The organism is Bradyrhizobium sp. 930_D9_N1_4 (genome assembly GCF_052076015.1).
In the GTDB taxonomy this organism is placed as follows: Bacteria; Pseudomonadota; Alphaproteobacteria; order Rhizobiales; family Xanthobacteraceae; genus Bradyrhizobium.
In genome coordinates this window covers 665,842-687,657 of sequence record NZ_CP197236.1, presented here as the reverse complement: position 1 = coordinate 687,657, position 21,816 = coordinate 665,842, and the positions used below count along the sequence as shown (strand labels likewise).

General features: G+C 64.1%; 20 protein-coding genes. 8 read left to right on the top strand and 12 right to left on the bottom strand.

Annotation, left to right across the window (positions count from 1 at the left end):
- Positions 1-19: 19 nt before the first annotated feature.
- Positions 20-1,561, bottom strand: coding sequence for a benzoate-CoA ligase family protein (locus AB7532_RS03190; RefSeq protein ID WP_441233385.1), 1,542 nt, complete (start codon positions 1,559-1,561; stop codon positions 20-22).
- A gap of 90 nt (positions 1,562-1,651) precedes the next feature.
- Here AB7532_RS03190 and AB7532_RS03185 point away from each other — a divergent pair, with 90 nt between their 5' ends.
- Complete coding sequence (locus tag AB7532_RS03185) at positions 1,652-2,608, top strand: helix-turn-helix transcriptional regulator (protein ID WP_441233384.1); 957 nt, start codon at positions 1,652-1,654, stop codon at positions 2,606-2,608.
- A gap of 223 nt (positions 2,609-2,831) precedes the next feature.
- The gene (locus AB7532_RS03180; protein WP_441233383.1) at positions 2,832-3,227 is read left to right on the top strand and encodes a group II truncated hemoglobin; all 396 of its coding nucleotides are present in this window, start codon (positions 2,832-2,834) and stop codon (positions 3,225-3,227) included.
- A gap of 24 nt (positions 3,228-3,251) precedes the next feature.
- Here the strand turns inward: AB7532_RS03180 and ybaL are convergent, their stop codons facing one another.
- Together ybaL and AB7532_RS03170 are read right to left on the bottom strand one after the other, a co-directional pair.
- Positions 3,252-4,985: a YbaL family putative K(+) efflux transporter gene (gene ybaL, locus AB7532_RS03175; RefSeq protein WP_441233382.1), complete on the bottom strand. Its 1,734-nt coding sequence runs from the start codon at positions 4,983-4,985 to the stop codon at positions 3,252-3,254.
- Between the two features lie 61 nt (positions 4,986-5,046).
- Positions 5,047-5,832: an IclR family transcriptional regulator domain-containing protein gene (locus tag AB7532_RS03170; RefSeq protein ID WP_441233381.1), complete on the bottom strand. Its 786-nt coding sequence runs from the start codon at positions 5,830-5,832 to the stop codon at positions 5,047-5,049.
- A gap of 112 nt (positions 5,833-5,944) precedes the next feature.
- On the opposite strand from AB7532_RS03170, the gene AB7532_RS03165 reads away from it, so the two are divergent.
- On the top strand, positions 5,945-7,303 hold the full coding sequence (locus AB7532_RS03165) for an aromatic ring-hydroxylating dioxygenase subunit alpha (RefSeq protein ID WP_441233380.1): 1,359 nt from the start codon (positions 5,945-5,947) through the stop codon (positions 7,301-7,303).
- Between the two features lie 175 nt (positions 7,304-7,478).
- A complete protein-coding gene (locus AB7532_RS03160; RefSeq protein WP_441233379.1) occupies positions 7,479-8,915 on the top strand; it encodes a glutamine synthetase family protein in 1,437 nt (478 codons plus the stop codon).
- A 30-nt stretch (positions 8,916-8,945) separates the two neighbouring features.
- Here the strand turns inward: AB7532_RS03160 and AB7532_RS03155 are convergent, their stop codons facing one another.
- The 9 genes from AB7532_RS03155 to AB7532_RS03115 form a co-directional block, all read right to left on the bottom strand.
- The gene (locus tag AB7532_RS03155; RefSeq protein ID WP_441233378.1) at positions 8,946-11,246 is read right to left on the bottom strand and encodes a TonB-dependent siderophore receptor; all 2,301 of its coding nucleotides are present in this window, start codon (positions 11,244-11,246) and stop codon (positions 8,946-8,948) included.
- 188 nt (positions 11,247-11,434) lie between these two features.
- A complete protein-coding gene (locus tag AB7532_RS03150) occupies positions 11,435-12,214 on the bottom strand; it encodes a helix-turn-helix transcriptional regulator (protein ID WP_441233377.1) in 780 nt (259 codons plus the stop codon).
- 254 nt (positions 12,215-12,468) lie between these two features.
- Positions 12,469-13,197, bottom strand: coding sequence for an ABC transporter ATP-binding protein (locus tag AB7532_RS03145; protein WP_441233376.1), 729 nt, complete (start codon positions 13,195-13,197; stop codon positions 12,469-12,471).
- Positions 13,190-13,957: an ABC transporter ATP-binding protein gene (locus tag AB7532_RS03140; RefSeq protein WP_441233375.1), complete on the bottom strand. Its 768-nt coding sequence runs from the start codon at positions 13,955-13,957 to the stop codon at positions 13,190-13,192. The genes AB7532_RS03145 and AB7532_RS03140 overlap by 8 nt, the downstream gene beginning before the upstream one ends.
- Positions 13,950-14,894 (bottom strand): branched-chain amino acid ABC transporter permease, encoded by a 945-nt coding sequence (locus AB7532_RS03135; protein ID WP_441233374.1) that lies wholly within the window; start codon positions 14,892-14,894, stop codon positions 13,950-13,952. Before AB7532_RS03135 ends, AB7532_RS03140 begins: the two co-directional genes overlap by 8 nt.
- Positions 14,891-15,808, bottom strand: coding sequence for a branched-chain amino acid ABC transporter permease (locus tag AB7532_RS03130; protein WP_441233373.1), 918 nt, complete (start codon positions 15,806-15,808; stop codon positions 14,891-14,893). The genes AB7532_RS03135 and AB7532_RS03130 overlap by 4 nt, the downstream gene beginning before the upstream one ends.
- A gap of 393 nt (positions 15,809-16,201) precedes the next feature.
- On the bottom strand, positions 16,202-16,420 hold the full coding sequence (locus AB7532_RS03125) for a hypothetical protein (RefSeq protein ID WP_441233372.1): 219 nt from the start codon (positions 16,418-16,420) through the stop codon (positions 16,202-16,204).
- A 1-nt stretch (position 16,421) separates the two neighbouring features.
- On the bottom strand, positions 16,422-17,078 hold the full coding sequence (locus AB7532_RS03120) for an acyl-homoserine-lactone synthase (RefSeq protein ID WP_441233371.1): 657 nt from the start codon (positions 17,076-17,078) through the stop codon (positions 16,422-16,424).
- A gap of 87 nt (positions 17,079-17,165) precedes the next feature.
- Entirely contained in the window at positions 17,166-17,894 is a 729-nt protein-coding gene (locus AB7532_RS03115; RefSeq protein WP_441233370.1) for a LuxR family transcriptional regulator, read from the bottom strand.
- 167 nt (positions 17,895-18,061) lie between these two features.
- On the opposite strand from AB7532_RS03115, the gene AB7532_RS03110 reads away from it, so the two are divergent.
- From AB7532_RS03110 to AB7532_RS03095, 4 genes are all read left to right on the top strand, one after another.
- Positions 18,062-18,238 (top strand): hypothetical protein, encoded by a 177-nt coding sequence (locus tag AB7532_RS03110; protein ID WP_441233369.1) that lies wholly within the window; start codon positions 18,062-18,064, stop codon positions 18,236-18,238.
- A 298-nt stretch (positions 18,239-18,536) separates the two neighbouring features.
- Entirely contained in the window at positions 18,537-19,475 is a 939-nt protein-coding gene (locus AB7532_RS03105) for a LysR family transcriptional regulator (RefSeq protein ID WP_441233368.1), read from the top strand.
- A gap of 144 nt (positions 19,476-19,619) precedes the next feature.
- Positions 19,620-20,510: a shikimate dehydrogenase gene (locus tag AB7532_RS03100; RefSeq protein ID WP_441233367.1), complete on the top strand. Its 891-nt coding sequence runs from the start codon at positions 19,620-19,622 to the stop codon at positions 20,508-20,510.
- A gap of 56 nt (positions 20,511-20,566) precedes the next feature.
- Positions 20,567-21,697 (top strand): ABC transporter substrate-binding protein, encoded by a 1,131-nt coding sequence (locus AB7532_RS03095; RefSeq protein ID WP_441233366.1) that lies wholly within the window; start codon positions 20,567-20,569, stop codon positions 21,695-21,697.
- Positions 21,698-21,816 lie beyond the last annotated feature (119 nt).

Genomic DNA, 21,816 nt, shown 5'->3' with positions numbered 1-21,816 from the left:
TGTGGAGACACAACCCCGCTCAATTCGCGCCCTCGCGCAATTTGAAGCGCTGGATCTTCCCCGTCGCCGTCTTCGGCAAGGAGTCCACCACGTCGATCCAGCGCGGATATTTCCACGGGCCGATCTTCTGCTTGACGTGCTCCTTCAACATTTCCTGCAAATCGGTCGTCTTCACGCCCGGCCGCAGCACGACAAAGGCCTTCGGCTTCAGCAGGCCTTCCGGATCGGCCTCCGGCACCACGGCGGCTTCCAGCACGGCCGGATGCGTGATCAGCGCGCTCTCGACTTCGAACGGCGAGACCCAGATGCCGGATACCTTGAACATGTCGTCGGCCCGGCCGCAGAAGGTGTAGCGGCCCTCGCCGTCACGAACATATTTGTCGCCGGTGCGGGTCCACGGGCCCTCAAAGGTGCGACGGCTCTTGTGGCGCTGGTTCCAGTAGCCCTCGCCGGCGGAGGGCGCATCGACCAGGAGCTCGCCGACCTCGCCGTCGGCAACGTCCTGGCCGGCCTCGTTGACGAGCCGCACCGCATAGCCCGGCACCGGCTTGCCGGAGGAGCCGTATTTGATGTCGCCGGGCGCGTTCGACAGAAAGATGTGCAGCAGCTCGGTCGAGCCGACGCCGTCGAGAATGTCGACGCCGAAGCGCGACTTCCAGCTGTTGCCGACGGACTCGGGGAGCGCCTCGCCCGCCGAGGTGCAGATGCGCAGGGACTTGCCGCCGCGCTCGCTCTTCATTGTCTCGTCGTTGAGCATCGCCGCGAACAATGTCGGCACGCCGTAGAAGATCGACGGGTTGTAGCGGTTCATCAGATCGAACATGCGCGCCGGGGTCGGCCGCTCGCTGTTCAGGATCGTAGTCGCGCCCACCGACATCGGGAAGGTCAGCGCATTGCCGAGACCATAGGCAAAGAACAGCTTTGCCGCGGACAGACCGACATCGTTCTCGCGAATGCCGAGCACCTGCTTCGCATAGGTGTCCGCGGTCGCCTGAAGATTCGAATGGATGTGGCGCACGCCCTTGGGCATGCCGGTCGAGCCCGACGAATAGAGCCAGAACGCAGGCTCGTCAGGATGCGTCGCAGCGGTGGCGAACTGGTCGCTCTCGCCTGCGATCTCTTCCGCGAGCTGCTTGTGGCCGTTTGGCTTGGCGCCGGAGACCACGACATGCTCGAGATCGGGCATGCGGCCGACGACGTCCTTGATGACGGGATAGAGTGCCTCCGACACAAACAGCACGCGCGCGCGGCAGTCGGCGAGGATGTAGGCGTATTGGTCCGCGGTGAGCAGTGTGTTGAGCGGCACCGGCACGATGCCGGCGCGGATCGCGCCCAGGAACACGACCGGGAAATCGACCGTATCCAGCATGATCATCGCCACGCGCTCTTCGCGGCGGACGCCGAGCCGGCGCAGCATGTTGGCGGCGCGGCGGGACTCGCGCTGGAGTTCGCCATAGGTCAGACTGGAGACGGTGTCGTCGAAGGCCAGCTTGTTGCCGCGCCCTTCCTCGACGTTACGGTCGAGCAGCCAGGTCACCGCGTTATAGGATCCCTCGCTCACGGACTTCTCCCCCGATTTTAGAATTATAATTCATACAAAGACACTGGGTTGGCTTGCTGTCAATGCCAGCAGGCACTATGTTTCATTAAAATGCGCCGCAGGACCTTCCTGAAAGAAGGCATCCACCAAAGAAGGTCCATGACCGACAGTCCCGACGCCGAATCCCGATTTCTCGAACAGCTCGGCCAACGCGTGCGCACCATGCGCGCGCTGCGCGGCATGTCGCGCAAGGTGCTCGCCAAGGTATCAGGGATTTCGGAGCGCTACATCGCGCAGCTCGAGAGCGGCAAAGGCAACGTCTCCATCGTGCTGTTGCGCCGCGTCTCCGACGCGATGGGTGCGCATTTAGAAGACCTGCTCCCGTCCGCTGATCCGACGCCGGACTGGCAGATGTTTCGCGACCTCTTGCGCAAGGCAACGCCTGCGCAGATCGCGCAAGCCAAGGATCTGCTCGCCGGCGGCAGCGCCACCGCACCGCGGCGCGCACCGTTCTGCGGCATCGCGCTGATCGGCTTGCGCGGCGCCGGAAAATCGACGCTCGGGCGCATGCTGGCGAAGAAGGTCGGCTGGAGTTTTGTCGAGCTCAACAAGGAGGTCGAGCAGCAGAACGGCCTCTCGGTCGCCGAGATCATCGCACTCTACGGCCAGGAAGGCTTTCGCCGCATGGAGCAGGCGGCGCTGCAGCAGCTGCTCGCGCGCAACGAGCTGATGGTGCTGGCGACCGGCGGCGGCATCGTCTCCGAGCCGCTGACCTTCGACCAGATCCTGTCGTCGTTCTACACGATCTGGCTGAAGGCCGAGCCCGAGGAGCACATGGCCCGCGTCCGCCGCCAGGGCGATCTGCGTCCGATGGCGGATGATCGTTCCGCGATGGCCGAGCTGCGCAATATTTTGCTGAGCCGCGAGCCGCTGTACTCGCGCGCAACGGCGGTGGTGGATACGGCCGGGCTGAGCGTGGATGCCGCGGCTGCAAGGCTGATCGATGCGGTCAGGCCGGTGCTGCAGAACGAAGCCCGTAGTTTTGGGCTGCGCAGCGTGGCGCTGTAACGCTCCGCTGCATCCAAACCTTCCGCTGTCGTCCCTGCGAACGCAGGGACCCATACCGCGTGATCCATCGATTGCACGCGCTGCTCATCCCGAACGACCAATCTTCGCCAAACTTCTTCCTGTGGTTATCGGTCCCTGCGTACGCAGGGACGACAGCGGGGGGATTTTGCGCGACCTCCGGCAACACTATATCAACGCCCAATAGCCAGCCTTGGGACCCACGATGACCTCCAGCGACGTCACCATCTCCATGTTCGAACGGATCGGCGGCAGCGCCACGATCGAGGCTCTGGTCGACCGCTTCTACGACCGCATGGACACGCTGCCTGAGGCAAAGGTCATCCGCGACATGCATGCTAGCGATCTCGGTCTGATCAGGGACGTGCTGAAGCGCTATCTCACGGAATGGACTGGCGGCCCAAAGCTCTACACCCCCGAGAAGGGTCATCCGCGACTGCGGCAGCGGCATCTCGGCTTCACCATCGGCGACGCCGAACGCGACGCGTGGCTGGTCTGCATGCGCGGTGCGATGGAGGAAACGGTCACCGACGCCGCCGCGCGCCGGGATCTCGACAAGGCGATATCCGGCCTTGCCGACTGGATGCGCAACCGGCAGTGACCCGCCGGACCTATGCGCCACGCCTTACGACACCCCGACCGCGAGTGCGCGGGGATCTTGCTGGGCAGCATCCGGAACTCTCCTCTCCAGCTCCTCGATCATGCCGCGTGCGATTTCCCGCTCGCCCATGATGACGACATCCGCGCCCAGCCCCGTGAGATGATCGACCTCGGCATCCGCATGCGCCCGCGCGATGATGCGGATGTCCGGATTGGCCGCACGCGCCTGCTGCACGATCTGCCCGGCCTCGAACGCCTCGGGGATCGCGATCACCAGATGCCGCGCCCGCGACGGATTGGTGGCGCCGAGAATTTCGGGCTGCGCGGCATTGCCCATGATCGTCTCGATGCCGCCCTGCTTCAGCTTTTCCAGCGCGCTCTCGCCGACCTCGGCGACGAGGAACGGCAATTGCCGCTGTTTGAGCGCGTCGCCAACCAGCGCGCCGACGCGGCCATAGCCGATCACGATCGTGTGGTCGGTGAGATCGGTGGTGCGGATCGGCTCGGGCACGGCGGCTGCGGCTTCCGGTGAATCCTTTCGCCCATCGAGGCGGGGCGCGAGCCAGGTGGCGGCCGCGAACATCACGGGATTGAGCATGATGGACAGGATCGCGCCGGCCATGATCAGGTCGCGTCCTTCGCTCGGCAAGATCTGCGAGGCGACGCCGAGCTCGGCCAGGATGAAGGAGAATTCGCCGATCTGAGACAGGCTCGCCGAAATCGTCAGCGCGGTCGCGACCGGATGCCGGAACAGCACCACGATCAGGAACGCGGCAAGCGATTTGCCGATCATGATGATCACGAGCGTCGCCAGCAGCGGCCAGGGCTCGCGGACCACGCTCATCGGATCGAACATCATGCCGACCGAAACGAAGAACAGCACGGCAAAGGCATCGCGCAGCGGCAATGATTCTTGCGCGGCGCGCGCGCTGAGCGGCGATTCCCGCAGCATCATGCCGGCGAAGAAAGCGCCGAGCGCCAGCGAGACATCGAACAGTTTCGTCGCCCCGAACGCGACGCAGAGCGCGATCGCGAGCACGCCGAGGCGGAACAATTCGCGCGAGCCGGTATGGGCGATATAGTGCAGGATCCAGGGGATCACCCGGCGTCCCACCACCAGCATCAAGCCGATGAACACGACGATCTTGAGGAGCGTCAGCATCACGATGCCGGCGAGCCCGAAGCCGGCCTGCGCGGCCAGCGGCTCGAACGCCGGCTTGTCGCCGCCGGCGCCCTGAAGGCTCGCGATCGCCGGAAACAACACCAGCACGAGCACCATCGCGAGGTCCTCGACGATCAGCCAGCCGACGGCGATGCGGCCGCGATCGGTCTCCATCAGGCGCCGCTCCTGCAACGCGCGCAGCAGCACGACGGTGCTCGCGACCGAGAGGGCGATGCCAAACACCAGTCCCGCACCGATACTCCAGCCCATCAGCCATGACAGGCCGAGGCCCATCAGGGTCGCGGCCGCGATCTGTGCGACGGCGCCGGGGACGGCGATGTTGCGCACAGACAGCAGATCCTGCAGCGAGAAATGCAGGCCGACGCCGAACATCAGCAAGATAATGCCGAGTTCGGAAAGCTCTGTGGCGAGCGCCTGGTCGGCGACGAAGCCCGGCGTGAACGGCCCGACCGCGACACCGGCGAGGAGATATCCGACCAGTGGCGGGATGCGGAACCGCTGCGCGATTGTTCCCAGTACGAAGGCTAATCCAAGTCCAACGACGATGGTGGCGATCAGAGGTGTGTCATGCGGCATTTTTTCCTTGTGACACAGCGCGCACGGGTACGCACCGCGACCTGTGCGCGCGGGTCGCAGGTCACAGCAATTGCGAGCGCACGGAGTCTGCTCCGTCGCGCAGCAACGGCAGGAAACGCTCGATCAATTCCTGCGCCGGCACGCGATCGACATGGGCGCCCATGTTGATGGCGGCGACGATCACATTGTCGTAACGACGGACGGGAACCGAGATCGAGCGGAAATGCGGCTCGGCCTCGCGATCGACCAGCGAATAGTTTTGCGCGCGGTCGGCAGCGATGCGCGCGAGCAGCGCCTTTGGGTCCGTAATTGTCTGCGGCGTCAGCGCTTCGCGCTTCATCGCCTTCAGCCGCGCGGCAAGATCGGCACCGTCGAGCTGGCCGAGCATGGCGCGGCCGACCGAGGTGCAGAAGGCGGGCAGCCGGTAGCCGATGTCGAGACCGCCGGAGAACATCCGCGCCGGACTGCTGCGTGCGACAAACACGACATCATCACCGTCGAGTACGGCGAGCGAGGCAATTTCGTTCGCCGCGGTCGCGACGCGATCGAGCACGGGTTGGAGCACCGTGACGAGCTGGCTGGAGCGCAGATAGGACGCAGCAAGCGTCAGCACATGCGGCGTCAGCGAAAACAGCTTTCCATCGCCACTGACGTAACCGCCGCGCTGGAGCGTGAACAGCATGCGGCGCGCGGTGGCGCGCGGCAGATCCGCGGCGCGCGCGAGATCGCTGAGCGTCATCGGGCCTGTGTTCGCGCCAAAGCATTGAAGCAGGCGCAGCCCACGATCGAGGGCTTCGACGAAATCCGTCGCGCGCTCATCGACCTCGCTCCGCTTCAATTTGGGCATGGGCTCGGGACAATCCTGCAAAATAGTGCTTGCTGCCGATCCAAGGCATGTCATAATTCGCCCATTCGTTCAATAGGCGAACAACCGCCATTCCACAAAGGATGCTACTGCCATGATGAGCCAGGAGCAGAACGACCTGATCACCCGCACCGGGCCGAAAGACCCCTGCGGAAAGCTGATGCGGAGCTACTGGCAGCCGGCGGCGCTGGTCGATGAGCTCGAGGGCGAGCGGCCGATCCGTCCCGTCAAACTGCTCGGCGAGAACCTGGTGCTGTTCCGCGACGAGACCGGCCGCTACGGCCTGATCGATCGTCATTGCGCGCATCGCGGCGCCGACCTCGCCTTCGGACGGCTCGAACATGGCGGTCTGCGCTGCGCCTTCCATGGCTGGCTGTTCGACGCCGCCGGCCAGTGCATCGAGACGCCGGCCGAGCCGAAGGAGTCAAAGCTCTGCCAGAACATCCGCCAGCGCGCCTACCCCGTGGTGGAGAAGAGCGGCATCCTCTGGGCCTATCTCGGCGAAGGTGAACCGCCGGCGTTTCCGGAGCTCGACTGCTTCGTCGCGCCCGGCACGCACACATTCGCGTTCAAGGGCCACATGGCCTGCAACTGGTTGCAGGCGCTTGAGGTCGGCATCGATCCCGCGCACGCCTCCTATCTGCATCGATTTTTCGAGGACGAGGACACCTCGACCGCCTATGGCAAGCAGTTCCGCGGCGCCTCGGCCGGCTCCGACCTGCCGATGACGAAGATCCTGCGCGAATACGACCGGCCGATCATCAATGTGGAGCACACCGAATACGGGTTGCGGCTGATCGCGCTGCGCGAGATCGACGAGGAGCGCACGCATGTGCGCGTCACCAACCAGCTGTTCCCGCACGGCTTCGTCATCCCCATGAGCACGGAGATGACGATCACGCAGTGGCACGTGCCGGTCGACGACGAGAACTGCTACTGGTACGCGATCTTCACCAGCTATTCGAACCCGGTCGACAAGAAGAAGATGCGCGACCAGCGGCTCGAGCTCTACGAGTTGCCCGACTACAAGTCGCGCAAGAACCGCAGCAACGATTACGGCTTCGATCCGCACGAGCAGCAGACCGCGACCTATACCGGCATGGGCAACGACATCAACGTCCACGACCAATGGGCGGTGGAATCGATGGGCGCGATCCAGGACCGCACCAAGGAGCATCTCGGCTCGAGCGACAAGGCGATCGTGCAATATCGCCGGTTGCTGCGGCAGGAAATCGAAAAGGTCGGCGGCGGCGAGAGGCCGATGCTGTTCCTGGACGAGAGCAGGGCACGCAGCATCCAGGGACCGGCCACCATGGACGGCATCGGGCCGACCCAGGGCTGGGAGCTCTACTGGATGGAAGTCGACGTCAAGCGCCGCCGCGGCGCCCCCTGGGCCGCACCGGTGCCGAAGGAGATCGCGGACAACGTGCACCGGCTGACGGCGGCGGAGTGACGATGCCGTTCGCTGCGGGTGAGTCGCGACGGCGACTGCACATTTTCCGCTGTCATGCTCCGCGAAAGCGGGGCATCCAGTACGCTGCGGCCCCTCGTGGATACGTCGCCGTCTCTGGAATACTGGATCGCCCGCCTTCGCGGGCGATGACAGTGTGGGCTAAAGGAGCAACACAGTGACTTTCGTCGCGCGTCATGCGCTGTGGTCGGATGAGCAGAAGGACGCGGCAGCCCGCCTGCGCCGTCTCGTCGAGGAGAAGAACCTCGAGGTCATCCGCCTCGCCTTCCCGGACCAGCACGGCATTTTGCGCGGCAAGACCATCATCGCCGCCGAGGCGATCGCCTCGCTGGAAAGCGGCTGCTCCATCACCACCACCATGCTCGCCAAGGACACCTCGCACCGCACGGTGTTTCCGGTGTTCACCTCGGGCGGCGGCTTCGGCATGAAGGAGATGGAAGGCGCGGCCGACGTTTTGATGGTCGCCGATCCCACCACGTTTCGCGTGCTGCCGTGGGCCCCGGCGACGGGTTGGGTGTTGTGCGATCTCTATTTCAACGACGGCCGCCCGGTGCCATTCGCCACGCGCGGGCTCTATCGCAAGGCGCTCGACGAGCTTGCCGGCCGTGGCCACGATTTCGTCGCGGGGCTCGAGGTCGAATTCCACATCTTCAAGCTCGACGATCCGCATATGCGCCCGGAGGATGCCGGACAGCCGGGCACGCCGCCGTCGGTGAGCCTGCTCAGCCACGGCTACCAATACCTCACCGAGCAGCGCTTCGACCAGATGGAGCCGGTGCTGGAAATTCTTCGCCGCGACATCGTCGCGCTCGGATTGCCCTTGCGCTCGGTCGAAGTCGAGTTCGGCCCGAGCCAGTGCGAGTTTACCTTTGCGCCGAAGAAGGGCCTGGAGCCCGCCGACAACATGGTGCTGTTTCGTTCGGCCGTGAAGCAGATCGCGCGCCGGCACGGCTATCACGCCACCTTCATGTGCCGGCCAAAGCTGCCGAACCTGTTCGCGAGCGGCTGGCACCTGCACCAGTCGATCGTCTCGCGTACGAGCGGTGAGAACCAGTTCATGGCGAAAGACGGCGGCGAGCCGCTCAGCGCGTTCGGCCGCTCATACCTCGCCGGCCTGCTCGACCACGCTCGCGCATCGACCGTCTTCACGACGCCGACGATCAACGGCTACAAGCGCTACCGCTCCTATTCACTGGCGCCGGACCGCGCGATCTGGGGCCGCGACAATCGCGGCGTGATGATCCGCGTGCTCGGCGGCGCGGGCGATGCCGCGACGCGCCTGGAGAACCGCATCGGCGAGCCCGCCGCCAATCCCTATCTCTACATGGCCTCGCAGATTCTCTCGGGCCTCGACGGCGTCGACCGCAAGCTCGATCCCGGCCCGTCGGCCGACACGCCCTACGAGACCAAGGCACCGCTGTTGCCGAAGAGCCTGCGCGATGCGGTCAGCGCACTCAAGGACGATCCGTTCTTTCGCGAGAAGTTCGGACCTGAGTTCGTCGACTATTACACCCACATCAAGAACGCCGAGATCGACCGCTTCCTGTCGGAAGTGACCGACTGGGAGCACCGCGAGTATTTCGAGGTGTTCTGAGCCTGCCGGCCCGACACCTCGAAATCCCGATCACCAGCGATAGCCGAGCGTCGCAATCACGGTCAGCGGCGCGCCGCGGTAGCAGTAGCCGACCTGGCACGTCGTGTAGTGCAGATTGAACAGGTTCTTGGCATTGACCTGGAACGTGAGGCCCTTCAGCTCCTTCGCCGCCTGGCCGAAATCGTATTTCAGCGCCGCGTCGACCAGCGTCACCGAGCTGTTCTTGAACGTGTTGGCGTCGTCGCCATAGCTCCAGGACATGTAACGCACGCCCGTACCGATGCTGAGTCCCGCGAACGGGCCTGCCAGCGGCAGGGCGTAATTGCCCCACAGCGTCGCGGTGTGCGGAGGATTGCCGGACGGAAACTTGCCGATCGTCGTGCTGTCCGCGGCCTGCTTGGTCACCATGTCGAGATAGGTGTAGGACGAGGTGATGTCGAAGCCGCCGCCGATGCTCGCCAGCCCCTGCAATTCGAAGCCGCGGCTCTGGATCTCGCCACGCTGGACCGTCACGCCGGTGCCCGTCGTGACCAGGCCGCCATCCTGGGTCAGATCGAAGACCGCCGCGGTGATGAAGCTCTTCGTCCCCGGCGGCTGATACTTGACGCCGACCTCGGTCTGCTTGCCGGTGGTCGGCTTGAAGAAGGCGCCCGTCGGGTCGACACCGAGATTGGGGAAGAATGACGTCGAATAGGCGACGTAGGGCGCAACGCCGGAATCGAACACATAGGTCAGCCCGGCCCGCCCGCTATAGGCCTGATCGGACTGATTCTGCCGGGTCAGCGCGAACAGATCCTCGCCCGTGGTGCGGACCCAGTCGCTGCGGCCGCTCATTGTCAGGATCCAGCGATCGAGCCTGGCCTGATCCTGGATATACACACCGGACTGGGTTTGCCGCTGCTGCGTCGAGGACGAGATCGCCGGATCGGGAATGGATTCCGGCGCGTAGACCGGCGAGGCCACATTGAGATCGGAGACACCGAAGCCGAAGCCCTGCCTGTCGGTGAACTTCGATGCGGTGTAGTCGGTGCCGACCAGGAGCGTATGCTGCACCGGTCCGGTCGAGAGCTTGGCCTCGACCTGGTTGTCCATGATGGCCGATTGCAGCGTATCGTGAACCAGGCCGGTATAGCGCGAGACCACATTGCCCACGGGGGCGCCGAGAAAGCCGACATAGCGGGTGACCGCATCGACATCGACATAGCGGAACTTCTGGCGGACGGTGATGTCGTTGTTGAACGCGTGCTCGAACAGATAGCCGACGCGGCCCTGCTCCTGGTCGAGCGAATTGTAGGATGGGCTGCCGGTGAAAACGTCGGTGGCGGTGCCGGTGCCCGTGGAATAGGTGAACATCGATCCGGGCGTCTTCGACTTCTGATAGGAGCCGAGAATCGTCAGGGTCGTCGATTGATCCGGCTTCCAGGTGAAGGCAGGCGCGATGTAGGTCCTGTTATCCTTGCCGCCGGGCACGAACACGTTTGCGTCACGCATCACGCCGGTCAGCCGATAGGAAAACTGACCGTCGGCATCGACCGGGCCCGACAGGTCGAAATTGCCCTGAATGCGATCGCGATCGCCGAACACCGTCTGCACTTCGTGAAACGGCTGGCTGGTCGGCAGCTTGCTCTGGAGGTCGATCAGTCCGCCGGGGGAGCCGAGGCCATACAGTGCCGAGCTCGGTCCACGGACCACAGTGATGCTGTCGACCCCATAGGGCTCGGTCTTGAACACGCTGAGACCGGCTCCGACGAGGCGCAAGCCGTCGAGGTAGATGCCGTTGTAGGTGATGTCGAAGCCGCGGAGCGCGATCGCGTCGAAGCGCGGATCGAAGCCGGACGCATCGATACGGACGCCGGGTTCATAGCCAACCGCCTCCGTCAGCGACTGGACGGCACGATCATTGAGCTCCTTGCGCGTCACGACGGAGATCGACTGCGGCGTTTCGAGCAATGGTGTGTTGGTCTTGGTGCCAGCCGTGCTGTTGCCTGCGACATAGCTGCTCTCGCTCGACACATTGCCGCGACCGGCGCCGGTGTCGCGCGTGTTTTGATTTCTCGCTTGTGCGGGATTGGGATTGCGCTGCGCGCGGCCGCGCGGCGATTGCGACGCGCGCTGAACGGATTGGGTCCGCGGACGTGCCTGGTTCGGCGCCTCGACCGTGACGGCAGGCAACGGCGCCACCGACGAACCCGAATTGGTCGTGGAGGTCTGTGCGGCCGCCGGCGTTGCTTGCAGCACTACGCCAAGACCGGCGATACCAAGACTTGCCACGCCAAGACCGGCCTTCACCACCCGTTCCCAGCCGAACGTCTGTCCGTCGTTGCGCCGCATCGTCTTCCCCGAGTTCCGTCTTCAAAAGCAACTCGGGTGTAAGCAGATCGAGAAGTGCACCGCCTTTGCGGCTGTGCAAATCACCTTTGATTCCACATGGAGGCTTTCGAGACTGCAAACGGAGACTTCATCGCGAACGGCACAGACACATCGCGAAACATTTCGACAGGCGCGCAGTCCTCTCGCCGCTACTGGCAACGGCTCGGCGAATGGCCGAAACGCCTGCGGAACGCCGTCGCGAAATTGGCCGGATGGGCATAGCCGACCCGAAAGGCCGCCTCGGTGACCGACAACCGTTGATGAATCAGAAGCGCACGTGCGGCATCGAGTCGCCGGGCTCTCAAATAATCGATGGCGCTTTCGCCATACGCGATCTGGAATTTCTGGTTGAAGGACCGGCGGCTCAACCCGGCGTTCCGCGCCAGCTCGTCGATGCTCCAGGGGTAAGCGAGATCGGCATCCATCCGCTCCTTGACCGATTGCAACCGCATCCGCTGAAGATCGCCGGCAGGATCGACCTCGATCCGGCCGCGCTCGCCGAACAAGGCGTGGACGACGATCTCGGCGGCATGCGCCGACAGCAGCAGTTGCGCCGCGCTTCCGGCGACCGGCGGCGAGAACATTTCCGCAGCGACGGCCTGCACGCGCGGAGACGCCGTCAGACAGACGATGGCCGCACCGGCGTCATCGTTCTTGAACAACGCCCGAAACTCGTCTCCGAGTCCAAGCCCATCGATGGACGCCTGCGGAAGCGCGAGACCGATCGCGGGACACGCGTTACACCGCACCGCGCGTGTTGCAGCGGGGACTTTACGCACGGCAATGGCCGTCATCTGCCTGTCACCGACGGGCGCGCGCGTCAGAATGCCGCGGCTTGCCGTATCCTCGAACGCAACAGAGATGAACAGGCCCGGCGCGACGATCGCGGGCCCCTCGGGGTCGGCTCGAAACTCACCTCTGACAAACACGCAGCCCGGGAAATCCAGCCATTGACCTTCTATTGAAGCCCCTCGCTGTGCGGAACCGATCTCGTCTCCAGGCTGTCCGGCAATCTGATTGTAAAAGTCCCGCATCGCACCCGCTTACGCCGCGGCTTCTTTGACCGCTGGCGGCGGCGCACTCAAGACCTCTGCGCGCAGTTTGGAGAGCTTCGAAACTGAAGTTGGCTCGCTCCGGCCGTGCACATGCGGCAGATCGGCGCAGACGATGGATCAGCGGACGTTCAGATGCCCAGATATTTGTGCTGGAGATCCGGCTCGGCCATCAGCTGGTCCGAGGTGCCGCTCCACACCGTCTTGCCGCGCTCGATGATGTAGTGGCGGTCGCAGATGCGGGCGAGATGGTCGACATTCTTGTCGACGACCAGGATCGACTGCCCGCGACTCTTGAGCAGCGACAGACAATTCCAGATTTCTTCGCGGATCAGCGGCGCCAGGCCTTCGGTCGCTTCGTCCAGAATCAGAAGCTTGGGGTTGGTCATCAGCGCGCGGCCGATAGCGAGCATCTGCTGCTCACCGCCGGAGAGCTGGTTGCCCATGTTGGCGGCGCGTTCGGCGAGGCGCGGAAACATCACGTAGATCGCGGCCAGCGTCCAGGGATTGGGGCTGCCGAAGCGATCGGCGGCGGCCGCGACCAGATTTTCGCGCACGGTGAGGTTCGGGAAGATCTGCCGTCCCTCGGGGACGAGGCCGACGCCCAGCTTCGCGATCCGGTACGATGGAAGCTCCCTCACCTCGGCCCCCGCAAAACGGATCGTACCCGATCGTGCCGGCGTGAGGCCCATGATGGAGCGTATGGTGGTGGTCTTGCCCATGCCGTTGCGGCCCATCAGCGAGACCATCTCGCCCGGCTTGATCGACAGCGACAGGCCGAACAGCACCTGGCTGAGGCCGTAACAGGTCTCGATGCCGTCGACGTCGAGCAGCGTGTCAGCCACCACTTTTTCAGCCATGGTGCGTCACCACATGCTGGTCGCCGAGATAGGCGCGCTTGACGTCCTCGTTTTGACGGATCGCGGCCGGATCGCCGGAGGCGATAACGCGGCCATAGACCAGCACCGTGATACGATCGGCCAGCGCGAACACCGCCGGCATATCGTGCTCGACCAGCACGATCGAGACCTCTTTGCGCAGCTCCTGGAGCAACTTCACCATGCCCTGGGATTCGGTGACGCCGAGGCCGGCCATCGGCTCGTCGAGCAACAGCAGTTTCGGCTTGCTCGCGAGCGCGACCGCAAGCTCGATCTGGCGGCGCTCGCCGTGGCTGAGCCGGGATACCAGCACATCGGCGCGATGAGCCAGCCCCACGCGGTCGAGCGCGGCGTGCGCGGCATCGCGCAGACCCTTTTCCTTGCGCGCATTGCCAAAGAAGCGGAACGAGTGGCCTGCATGCGCCTGCGCCGCCAGCGCGACATTGTCGGCGGCGGTGAAGTCGAGCAGCAGCGAGGTGATCTGGAACGAACGCGCCAGGCCCAGCGCGCAGCGGCGATAGGCCGGCAGGTAAGTAATATCGCGACCGCCGAGCGAGACGTTTCCGGAATGCGGTTCGAGATGACCTGTCAGTTGGCTGATCAGCGTGGTCTTGCCGGCGCCGTTCGGACCGATGATGGCGTGCAACTCGCCGGCCGCGACGTCGAGCGAGACATTGTCCGTCGCAACGATGCCGCCGAAGCGGCGCACCAGCTTTTCGACACGGAGCAAGGGTTCAGCCACGGCCAGCCCTCCCGAGCATGCCCATGATGCCACCGCGCCCGAACAGCACGATCAACAGCAGCAGCGGCCCCATGATCAGCGCCCAATATTCGGTGATCTGCGACAGAAACTCTTCCAGCAGCAGGAACACCACCGTGCCCATGACGGGGCCGAACAGCGTGCCCATGCCGCCAAGGATCACCATCACCATGAGGTCGCCGGAGCGGGTCCAGTACATCACGGCCGGACTGACGAAATCGGTGTTGTTGGCAAGCAGCGCGCCGGCGAGGCCGCACATCGTGCCGGATATGACGAAGCAGACCAGCTGATAGCGTTTCGCCGGAAAGCCGATCGCCTGCATGCGCTGCTCGTTGGAGCGCAGGCCCTGCAAGACGAGGCCGAAGCGCGAATTGACGATGCGCCAGATCAGGAAGATGACCGCAAACAGGCAGGCGAGGCAGAGATAGTAGAACTGCGTGCGATTGCCGAGATTGATCAACCCGGAGAAGTCGCTGCGCTTGTAGACGGTGAGACCGTCATCGCCGCCGTAACGCGCCAGCCCCGAGGCGACGTAATAGGCCATCTGCGCAAACGCCAAGGTGATCATGATGAAATAGACGCCGCGGGTACGCAAAGAGAGCGCGCCGATGACGAGTGCGTAGATCGCGGAGGCCGCGATCGCGACCGGGAACTGGATGAATCCGCTTCCGACGCCCTCCTGCGCGAGCATGCCGACCGCGTAGCCGCCGATACCGAGATAGGCGGCGTGGCCAAAACTCATCATGCCGCCAAAACCCATGATGAGGTTGAGGCTCGCGGCCGCCAGCGCCAGGATGACGATGCGGGTGAACAGCGTCAGGATGAAGATATTGCCGGAGAGCTGCGAATAGAGCGGCAGCAGCACGAGGCCGGCCAGCAAAAGGACCGTGACGGCCTTGCTCAGAGTGAAAGCCTTCATCGTCGGTTGGCCGGAAACAGCCCCTCCGGCCGCACCACCAGCACGATCGCCATCAGCAGATAGATCAGCATGGACGACAGCGCGGGTGCGGCGGTGGAGGCGGCGGCGCCGCTCAGCACCTGCCGCAACAGTTGGGGCAGGAAGGCGCGGCCGAGCGTGTCGATCATGCCGACGAAGATCGCGGCGAGGAACGCGCCGCGGATCGAGCCGATGCCGCCGATGACGATGATGACGAAGGCAAGGATCAGGATGTTCTCGCCCATGCCGATCTGCACGGTGAGGATCGGCGCCTGCATCAGGCCCGCGAGCCCCGCAAGCGCGGCGCCAAGTCCGAACACCAGCGTGTAGAGCAGCTTGATGTTGATGCCGAGCGCACCGATCATCTCACGGTTGGAGGCGCCGGCGCGGATCAGCATGCCGATGCGGGTGCGCATCACGCCGAGATAGAGCAGCAGCGCGACGAGCAGCGCCACGACGATGATGGCGAGGCGATAGGCGGGATAGTGAATGCCGGGCAGGATCGGCACCGGCACGGTGAGCCAGGCCGGCAGCGGCAGCGCAAGGCCCGCAGGACCCCAGATCAGCCGCACCGCTTCATTGAAGAACAGGATCAGGCCGAAGGTCGCGAGCACGTGGTCGAGATGGTCGCGCCCATACAAGTGCCGCAGCGCCGACATTTCGAGCACGATGCCGAGCACCAGCGTGGCGCCGAGCGCCAGCAGCGCGCCGAGCAGGAAGCTGCCGGTCCACGCCGCGAACGTCGCGGCGAAATAGGCGCCCATCATGTAGAGCGAGCCGTGCGCGAGGTTGACGAGATCCATGATCCCGAACACCAGCGTCAGACCGGCAGCGAGCAGGAACAGCAACAGGCCGAACTGCAATCCGTTCAGGAACTGTTCGACGACGAGCAGCATCAAAACTCTTTCAGGCGCACGCGGTGTCGCGCCGATGTTCGAACACGGTCGCCATCAGTGAAAGAGCTCCCCCTGCCTCTACAAGGCGGAAAAATGGGTAATGGCAGTATCGTTCCGAGGCAAGAGCGATTCGACACCAAACATGCACTTTGTTGCATGCCGGTGCATGCGATCGAAATTGAGCGTGCAAGAAAGCTGCCGTGCAGGATGGGGCAACCTGCCGCACCCAAACGATCACCCTCCCCCCGGCAGGCCGGAGGGAGGGTGCGACTGTCGCCGGAATGAGAGAGGCGCGTCTAGAGCCCCATTCCGATGAAATCGGAATAAGGCTCTAGATTTTATTTTGACGCGTTTTCTAGATGCGAACCGGTCTCCACTTCGCTCGAAAACGCTTTAGTGCGACGTCACCCGCCGGGGAAAATCGTCCGGCTCGGCAAGCACGCTGTTGGCCGTTGAAGCCTCAAGCGCCGCCATCCGGAACAGATAGGCGAGCGTCGCCAATCCGGTTTCTTCCGCCATCTGCGCCAGCTCGAGCGCCATGTCGGACATATAGCCGAGATTCTCGTCCTTGGTCTGCGCCATGATCTGGCTGTCCCGCATCATGTTCGACATCTCAGGCGCTCTTTCGTTGCGCGGCAAGGCCGCAGAGGTTGGCACGGGCGACGGCGTCCACACGCGGCCCGTCATGGCGTACGACATTCTGCATCCCGATACGGTCACGGACGATATCGAGCGATTCCTGACGGACCTCGATGGTCGCCGCCATGGTCCAGGACTCCTCGATCAGCGACGGCAATCCGAGTGGGGTGACGACGAAGCCGATGTCGTGGAAGCGCGGCAACCACCAGGTCTCCATGACGAGGCAGAGGCGCTCGATCCCCTGATCGAGACAGAACTCCTGCGCCGCCGCCATCAATTGCAGATTAAACGCGCCATCGCGGCGCTCGCGCGACACGAAGAAGCGCGACCACTCCCAGATCAGCGGATCCGAAGGACAGCCTCGCACCGCAGCCAGATGCGGGAAGACCTCGCTCATCATGGTCGGCTTGGTGGTCGGGTACAGGCGATAGCCGCCGAGCACACGACGGTTTTCGAGAGCCAGCAGGTAAATCGCATCGTCATTGTCGTAGGCGTCGATCTCGCGGCCGTCGGGCTTGCGCAACGCCTCCCATTTCCGCTCTTCGACGAAAATCTCGTGGCGCATCTTGAAATGTTGCTCGAGGACATCCTCGTACAGATGCCGGTTAACGGCAGAAATCACATGAATCATTTATTCCCCCATCGCTCGAAATAATGGGGAATCCTCGTGGAAAACGGCCACACCGACTATTGGGAAATTTCCCAGTAGCCGCGGATTTCAGGGATTGATGATTCTTTGGCGGATCGCGAGCGCAACCGCATGCGTGCGGTTGACGGCGCCAAGCTTGCGCGCGGCAGTTGCAAGATGCTCTTCTGCGGTGCGTTGCGTGATGTGCAGGATCTCGCCGATTTCCCAGGCCGACTTGCCCTGCGAGGCCCAGGCGAGCACCTCGCGCTCGCGCGGGGTAAGCCGCGCCGAAGGATGCCGCGCAGGCGCAAGCAGGCGGCGGATGTGCTCGAAGCCATACATCGCGATCAGGTGCAGCGCGGGCTTGCTGCGGACGTTGAGATCGAGATTGACGCCCCCGAGCGAAACGCCGGCTTCATAGCCGGTCAGGCCGTGGATCGGCACCACGAAACCGCGCGACATGCGGAAATCGGCGGCGCGCCGCATCACTTCGGCGGCCCCCGGTTCGAACTCCGCATCGAAGGGAGCTTCCGACCATTCGAAGGGATTCACCGTCTGCCGGCACTTCCGGATCACGGGGTCGACCCGGTCGTAGCTCTTCTCCGTGTAGAGACTGAACCACTCCGCCGGCCAGCGCTTGGCGAGCACCATCTGAGCGAAACGCTGATCGGGATTCGGCAAACCGGTGACGATGATGTGCTCGAAACCGTATCGGTTGAACGCGGTGGCAAGCGCGTCCATGGCGTCCGGAACCTTGGTATAGGCTCCCAACCCCTCGATGAAGTCGAGCGCCTCCCGGCCATAATCCACGGCGGACATCGGTGCGTTTCCTGACCCTCGCGGCCCGGTATAGCACGTCTCTGGGGACCGCCTCAATTCACCGCTTCCGTAATTTTCCGGTATCCCATTGACGCCGAAGGTTTAATCTACTTGTGGAAGAAGCGACGTCAAGTTACACCTATGGCGTCTGAAGCGGGAAAATCACGATGGAAGACGAGGACATCGCCCTCAACAGCGTGCTCGGCCTGGAGCTCAATCGCGTGTTTTTCGCCGTCTGCGAAACCGCAAACAAGCAGAAGATCATCGAGTTTGCGCGCAAGGTGCTGGAGAGCGAGCGCCCCAAGCTGGTCGACAGCGTTTCGCCCGAGGGCCCGGCCGGCTAGACCGTAGTTGCAGTCAACGACGCCGATGAACCGATCGCGCGACGCTGCAGCCTTTTCATTCGAACGCGCTGATTTTCAGTCGAAACCATCTGACGGCGATTGACCCTTTCCTTTACGGGAAGGGTTTATGAACGCGGCCGCGCTCGTGCCCGGACGCCGCGCAGCAACGCCGAGCGCGTTGCAGCGCGTCCGGGGCACGAGACCGACTTGCCCGAGGCCGACACCCACAAGCCACTGGCTGACATCACGGCTCTCGTGAGATGATCGCGGCCACGATCCTCTTTCGGATACCCTATTCATGATGACGCTGCGCCAGGTTGAAGTGATCCGTGCCGTGATGGTGACGGGCACCATCGGCGGCGCGGCGAAGCTGCTCAACGTCTCGGCGCCGGGGATCAGCCGGCTCGTCAAGTACACCGAGCGCTCGCTCGGCATCCGCTTCTTCCAGCGCCAGAACGGCCGCTATTTCCCGACGCCGGAAGCCGAAAACATCTTCGAGCAGATCAACGGCGTCTACAAGAAGGTCGACGATCTCTCCGAGCTCATCTCCAAGATCGGCCGCGGCGGATTGTCGGAGCTGCGCATCGGCTCGGTCCCGAGCATCTCGCAGGTGATGGTGCCGCGCGCGATCGAGCGCGTCCGGCGACGCTATCCCGATCTCGGCATCGACATCAACATCCTCAAGATCGAGGAAGCCATCGACTATCTCATGCTCGGCCGCGGCGAGTGCGTGGCGATGAGCTACCGTCTGGAGCATTCCGGGCTCGACTTCATGCCGCTTGCCTCAGGTGAGCTCTATTGCATCGTGCCGCCGGGCCACGAGCTTGCCGGCCGCAAGCAGATCTCCGCCGCCGAGATGACCCGCTATCCGCTGATCGGCATCGACCCCAACGATCCCTACGGCCGGATCATGGCCGAGATCTTCGCGCGCAACCGGCTCGACTACAACATCACCATCCGCGCGCGGTTCGGCACCACGGTCTGCGCGCTGGTGAAGGCGGGGCTCGGCATCGCCATCATCGACCAGTTCACGGTGGCCCATGGCGGCTATCCCGGGATCGAGCTGATCAAGATCACCGAGCCAACGCGGTTCGATACCTATATCGCGGTCAAGCGCGGTGCGCCGCTGTCGCTTCATGTCGAGCATTTCATCGAATCCCTGCGCGCCGAGATGCGCGCGGTGGAGCCGTCCCGCGGCAACGGCAAGGCTGCCCCGGCACGGGCGCGGAAGAAATAACATGATGTTAGGTTTGCCCGATAAATGGGTAATTGTGTTAGGCAGGGGAAAGACTATCGTCGGACCTGCAAGTCCCCTTGGAATTGCGCGGATTTCTCCGCTAATGGCCGGGATCGAACGCTCCCAACGAGACGATAGCCAATCATGTCCAAGCGCGGATACGCTGCCAGCAAGAAGCTTCTCACCGGCCTGATCGGAGCACCGATCGCGCATTCCGCCTCCCCCGCCATGCACGAGCGCGCCGCCGAGGCGCTGGGCCTGCGCGGTCATTATCAGCTCATCGAGGTGGCCGGCGCCGACCAGGCCGGGCTTGCCATGATGCTCGAAGGCGTGCGGCGCCTGGGCTTTGCCGGCGTCAACGTCACCTTTCCCTACAAGGAGGCGGTGGTCCCCTTGCTCGACGAGCTGGCGCCGGGTGCGGCCGCCATCGGGGCGGTCAACACCGTGGTCGTCAGGGATAACAGGCTGATCGGCCACAACACCGACACGACGGGCTTTGCGCGCGCCGTGGCGCCACTGCTGGCGTCCACCGGAAACGCGGTCGCGGTGATCGGCACCGGCGGCGTCGGCAAGGCGATCGCCTTTGCGCTGGCGAGCCTCGAGGTCGCCGACCTCCGCATCTTCGACAGCGAGCCGGCCCGCGCCGAAAAACTCGCCGTGCTGCTTGCCAAACAGGGTGGCGCCAAGGTGACTTCAAGGGTGGCCGCAAGCGTCGAGGACGCGCTCGATGGTGCAACCGGCCTCGTCAACGGCACGCCGGTCGGCATGCTGCCGAACCGGGGCATCCCGGTCCCGGCCACGCTGCTGCGCGACAATCTGTGGGTCGCGGACGCCGTTTATTCGCCGCTGATCACGCCGCTGCTGGCCGCGGCGCAAGCCAAGGGCGCACGGATCATGACCGGCCGGGAGCTTGCGATCTATCAGGCCGCCGACGCCTTCGAGCTGTTTACCGGCCTTGCTCCATCGACCGACGTGATGGGGGAGGCTTTCGACGAAGTGATGGCGGCACGAAGCTCGACCTATCACGCAGCGTAACCGAAGCGGCCGGACACAAGGCCGCGGACACCGTCAACCACATCGGAGGAGACACCATGAAATCGACTTTGCTGGCGGGCGCCCTGCTTGCCTTCGCGACTGCAACCAGCGTCCATGCCCAGGCGATCAAGCTTGCCGACGTCGCCGAACTGTCGGGCGGCGGCGCCACCGTCGGCACCAACTGGAAGAACGGCATCGACCTCGCGATCGAGGAGATCAACGCCAAGGGCGGCGTGCTCGACCGCAAGCTCGAGGTCACCCACGCCGACTCGCAGTCCAATCCCGGCGTGGCCCGCGCGCAGGTGCAGAAGGCGCTCGACGCCGAGCCCTATGTGCTGCTCGGGCCCGGCTATTCCGGCTCGGTGAAAGTAACCGCGCCGCTCGCAGCCGAAGCCGGCATCGCGCAGATCATGGGCGGCGAAGCCGCCGAGCTGACGCAGGCCGGTAACAAATTCCTGTTCCGCACGTCTTTCGGCCAGCAATCCTCGATGCCGAAAGTGGCCAAATACATCCACGACGACATGAAGGCGAAGACCGTCGCGGTGGTCTGGGTCAACAATGATTTCGGCCGCGGCGGCCGCGACGTCGTGGTCAAGGAGCTCGACCGCCTCGGCTCCAAGGTCGTCGCCGATCTCTCGACCGAAGCGGGCCAGGCCGATTTCGCCGCCGACGTCGGCAAGATCAAGGCGGCCAATCCCGACGCCGTGTTCGTCTATTTGAACGAGGAAGAGAGCGCGCGCATCCTCAAGGAGCTGAAGCGCCAGGGCGTCAACGCGCCGCTGATGGGCGAGACCACGCTGATCGGCCAGAAAGTGATCGAGCTCGCCGGCGACGCCGCCAACGGCGCGCGCGGCCATGTCGGCCTCACCACCGACGCGCCCGTCGACCTGATCAAGGCGTTCCGCGACAAGTTCTCCAAGAAGTACAATTACGTCCCCGACCATAACGGCCTGAAGGGCTACCTCGCCGTCTACATGGTGAAGGCCACCACGGAGAAGATGGGCAAGGTCGACAGCAAGGCGTTCGCCGACACGCTGCACGGCCTCACCATCAAGGCCGCGGACGAGCCCGGCATCCTGATGGACGTCACCTTCAGCGACACCGGCGACATCGACCGCCAGAGCTTTCTGGTCGAAGTGGTCGAAGGCAAGCAGGTCGTGAAGCAGGTGCTGCCGAAGGTGAAGTGAGATAGAGCGGAGCAAGCGCCTCGTCCTTCGAGACGACCGCTTTCAGCGGTCTCCTCAGGATGAGGCTGAACTTGCTGCGGAGCGCATGGTCCTGCAACCGCGCACTCCACCCTCATCCT